The sequence below is a fragment of the Desulfovibrio sp. 1214_IL3152 genome, from assembly GCF_036763055.1.
In the GTDB taxonomy this organism is placed as follows: Bacteria; Desulfobacterota; Desulfovibrionia; order Desulfovibrionales; family Desulfovibrionaceae; genus Desulfovibrio.
On sequence record NZ_JBAIYW010000474.1, the window covers coordinates 1 to 3,759 of the forward strand.

The 3,759-nt window shown below is 60.0% G+C and carries 5 protein-coding genes; all 5 read right to left on the minus strand.

What is annotated here, in order from left to right; all coding sequences use genetic code 11:
- Nucleotides 1-160 precede the first annotated feature (160 nt).
- Nucleotides 161-1,147 carry a beta-ketoacyl-ACP synthase III gene (locus V6C07_RS10000; RefSeq protein ID WP_333536302.1) on the minus strand — a complete coding sequence of 329 codons (987 nt, stop codon included), beginning with the start codon at nucleotides 1,145-1,147 and terminating at the stop codon, nucleotides 161-163.
- A 15-nt stretch (nucleotides 1,148-1,162) separates the two neighbouring features.
- Nucleotides 1,163-2,197, minus strand: a complete 1,035-nt coding sequence (plsX, locus tag V6C07_RS10005; protein WP_333536303.1) for a phosphate acyltransferase PlsX — start codon at nucleotides 2,195-2,197, stop codon at nucleotides 1,163-1,165.
- The gene (gene rpmF, locus V6C07_RS10010) at nucleotides 2,197-2,379 is read right to left on the minus strand and encodes a 50S ribosomal protein L32 (protein WP_333536304.1); all 183 of its coding nucleotides are present in this window, start codon (nucleotides 2,377-2,379) and stop codon (nucleotides 2,197-2,199) included. The genes plsX and rpmF overlap by 1 nt, the downstream gene beginning before the upstream one ends.
- 262 nt (nucleotides 2,380-2,641) lie before the next feature.
- Entirely contained in the window at nucleotides 2,642-3,217 is a 576-nt protein-coding gene (locus tag V6C07_RS10015) for a YceD family protein (protein WP_333536305.1), read from the minus strand.
- A 106-nt stretch (nucleotides 3,218-3,323) separates the two neighbouring features.
- A partial coding sequence (locus V6C07_RS10020; protein ID WP_333536306.1) for a LysE family translocator occupies nucleotides 3,324-3,759 on the minus strand: 436 nt, incomplete at its 5' end.

The window sequence follows — 3,759 nt, forward strand, 5'->3', positions numbered from 1 at the left end:
ATGCGCTGCCCGCTTATCCGGCGGTTTTGCCGGGCTGTTCCTGCGTTTTCCAGGGGCTGCGGTGAAGCCGACCGCGTCGCCCGGGCAGCAGAATATACGCCGTAAAGGCCGTAAAACGGTGGTAACACCGTTACGGACTCTTTATCAAAGCAAAAAAGACCTAGAAACGCAGCAGGGCTGCGCCCCACGTCAGGCCGGCACCAAAAGCGGTGACAAGTATGCGGTCTCCGGCCTTGATGCGCCCGGCTGCGCGGGCTTCTACAATAGCCAGGGGAATGGATGCCGAAGAGGTGTTGCCGTACTTGTCCACGTTGACGAAAACGCGGTCGCCGGTCATGTCCAGGCGGCTGCCCACTGCCTCAATAATGCGCATGTTGGCCTGGTGGGGAACCAGCAGGTTCACATCGCCGGTGCCGAGTCCGTTGCGGGACAGCACGTCTTCGCAGATGTGCACCATGTTGCGCACGGCATGCTTGTAGGTTTCGCGTCCTTGCATGGTGATGAAAAAATCGTCTTCGACGGGAGCGCCCTTGGCATAGCGGCTGCTGGTGCCGCCGCCCACCACAATGAGGTCGCGCTGCGTACCGTCGCTCTTGCAAACCACGTCTTCCACCCCGGCCAGCACGTTGGCGGAGGTTCCCGTGACTATGCAGGCGGTGGCCGCATCGCCGAAAAGCACGCAGGTGCTTCTGTCGCCCCAGTTCACACGTCTGGTGAGGGCTTCGGTACAGACAAAAAGAATTTTGGCTTCCGGCTGGTGAGCCAGCAGACTGCGGCAGATGGACAGGCCGTACAGAAAGCCCGAGCAGGCCGCGCCGAAGTCAAAGGCCATGACAGGCCCCACGCCGAGCTGCCCGGCAATGATGCAGGCCACGGAAGGCGAGAGCACGTCCGGGGTGCAGGTGGCGGCGATAACGTGGGTGAGTTCCGAAGGCTCCATGCCCGCATCGGCCAGTGCCTTGCGGGCCGCCTTGAGGCCAAGGTCAGAGGCATTCTCGTCATCAGCCAGTTTGTGGCGTTGTCGTATGCCCGTGCGGGAGACTATCCACTCGTCGTTGGTGTCCACCACCTTGGCGAGGTCTTCGTTGGTCAGGACCGCGTCCGGCACATGGGCGCTCAGCGCAAGCAAATGGCAGAGAGGATTCATTCTGTATACCGTCGGTTAGATAGCGCGGGAGAAGCGGGTAAGCTCTTCGTTTGCCAGGATGGTCTCGGCAAGACGGCTGTTGGTCCCCTTGCGTACAAAGGTGCCGCCCATCTTGATGGCATTGGTCATAGCCAGGGAACTGGAGCGGCCATGACAGACAATGGCAAGGCCCTGAAGGCCCAGCAACGGCGCGCCGCCGTATTCGGCGTAATCAATGGTGCTGGCAAAGCGTTTGAAAGCTCCCTTGGCAAGCATGCCGCCAAGGGCGGGCAACACGCCGGAAGTAAAGACTTTTTTGAGCATGCGCACAAGAGAGGCCGCAAGCCCCTCGCTCATCTTCACCACCACGTTGCCCACAAAACCATCGCAGATCACCACATCAAGGTTGCCGGTAAAGATGTCCCGCCCTTCGGCATTGCCCACAAAATTGAGGTTTTGGGCCATCTTCAGAAGTTCGTAGGCTTCTTTTACCTGGCTGTTGCCCTTGCCTTCCTCTTCACCGATGCTCAGCAGGCTGACACGGGGCGAGGCATAGCCCAGCAGATCGCGGGCAAATGCGTTGCCCATGAGGCCGAACTGAAAGAGGTGATAGGGGCGGCAGTCCACATTGGCTCCGGCATCAAGCACCACCACGGGATCTTTTTCCGTTGGCAGCAGCGCGGCCAGGGCGGGACGCTCCACTCCTTGGAGGCGTCCCATAATAAACATGCCGCAGGCCACCGTGGCGCCGGAGTGACCGGCGCTGACCACGGCGTCAGCGGCGCCTTCCTTGACCAGGCGGCAGGCCACCTGGATGGAGGAGTTTTTTTTGCGGCGCAGGATGTCCGAAGGTTTTTCGTTCATATGCACCACATCATCAGCCTGAACAATGTCGTAATGCACGTCCTTGAGGACAAGCTTTTCCAGCTCGGCCTCCAGCTTGGGGGTGTCGCCCACAAGCTGGACGTGCAAGTCGTAAAGACGGGCAGCCTCAATGGCGCCCGGCACCACCACGGAGGGACCGAAGTCCCCGCCCATGGCGTCCACGGCGATGATGGGGCGCTCGTTCATTACTCGTTTTCGCTTTTGGCGACTACCTGACGGCCCTTGTACGTGCCGCAGCTGGGGCAGACGCAATGGGGTACGGTAGGCTCCCCGCAGGAGCAGTAAATAACGGCGGGAATGGCCACACGGTCATGGGAGCGGCGCATCCCCTTGCGGGAGCGGGATTTTTTGTTCTGTTGCACAGCCATGATGTTCTCCTTTTCCGTCCTTTCGGACACATACAGCAAGGGTATGGCGGCCAGACCTGAAAAGAGGGTCCGCCCGCAAGACTCAGCAGATTAGTAAAAAATTCTGAAAATGTCTAGGCTCCGCGTACAGGAATCCGCCTGTACGCAGTGGCTTTTTACGCCCGTAAAGCCGGGGAGTAAAGGCCGTGGCCCGATCCGGTTTTTATTGCCCGAACCTGATCTGTTCCGGTTTCAGGTTGGGAAAAATCACCTCTGCCCAATTTCAGTTTTTATGCAGGGTAAGCCCGCGCAGAACCGCCATGCGGGGGTCGCCTTCATCGTGCGCGCAGGAGCACATACCTTCGTTGAGGTTGGCCCCGCAACCGGCGCACAGTCCTTTACAGGACGCTCCGCACAGGGGGGTTACGGGCAGGGCCAGGACAAGCTCTTCCCAGCAGATGGCCGCAAGGTCAAGCATGGGTACGTTGTTAACAAAAACAAGGCGGCTCCCGGCATCTTCGTCCTGAGCCTGCACGCCCGACAGGCTTGCGCCGCCGCCGGGGCCTTCAAAGTCGTCGTCGCCTGGCAGTTCCTCAAAATCCTCAAAGCGGGTGCTTATGGAAGACGGGGCGTCTTCGGCACAACGGCTGCAAGGCAGAACTACTTCGCCCGCAAGGGAACCACGCACAAGCCAGCCGCCATCGGTGGGCAGGACAGTGATGGTGGCGCTCAGGGGCTTGCTCACCCGGCATTCCATGCCGAATTCCTTCATGGGTTCCTGCCAGACGGCCGGGTCATCCAGTTGGAATTCTTTGCCTTCAGGCGGCAAATCATTAAGAGATATACGGTAATTCTGCATATTGCACCTCGAAAGTTGGACTACATACCTCTGCCAATACCTGTTGTCAAGAAATGCCGCAAGCCGGTGGCGGCCGATGATCACGGATACCGCCTTTCTGGCCCGGCTACTTGCCGCTGAGCAGCAGAAGCAGGGCCAGCCCCACGAAAACAAGGCCCGCCGCGCGGTGTATGAGTATCTGCCCGCCGGGGGATTTGTTGAACCACAGGGCCAGCCTGCCGCCAAGCAGGGCCACGCTGAAAAAAACCACAAGGGTCGCCAGCATGAACAAAAGGCCCAGGCTGAGAACCTGCAGGGCCATGCTGCCCCGTGAGGGGTCGCAGAACTGGGGCAAAAAGGCCAGGAAAAAAAGCGAGACCTTGGGATTGGTCACATTCATGACAATGCCGCGCCGGTACAGGGCCGCATAGCCGGGAAAGGGCGCTCCGCCTCCGCCGGTGAGAGCCAGTGAGGCCCCGGCCCTGAAGGAAAGCCAGGCAAGCCACAGCAGGTAGGCCGCGCCCACGGTTTTGAGCAGCATAAAAGCCGAGGGAGAGTTTTGG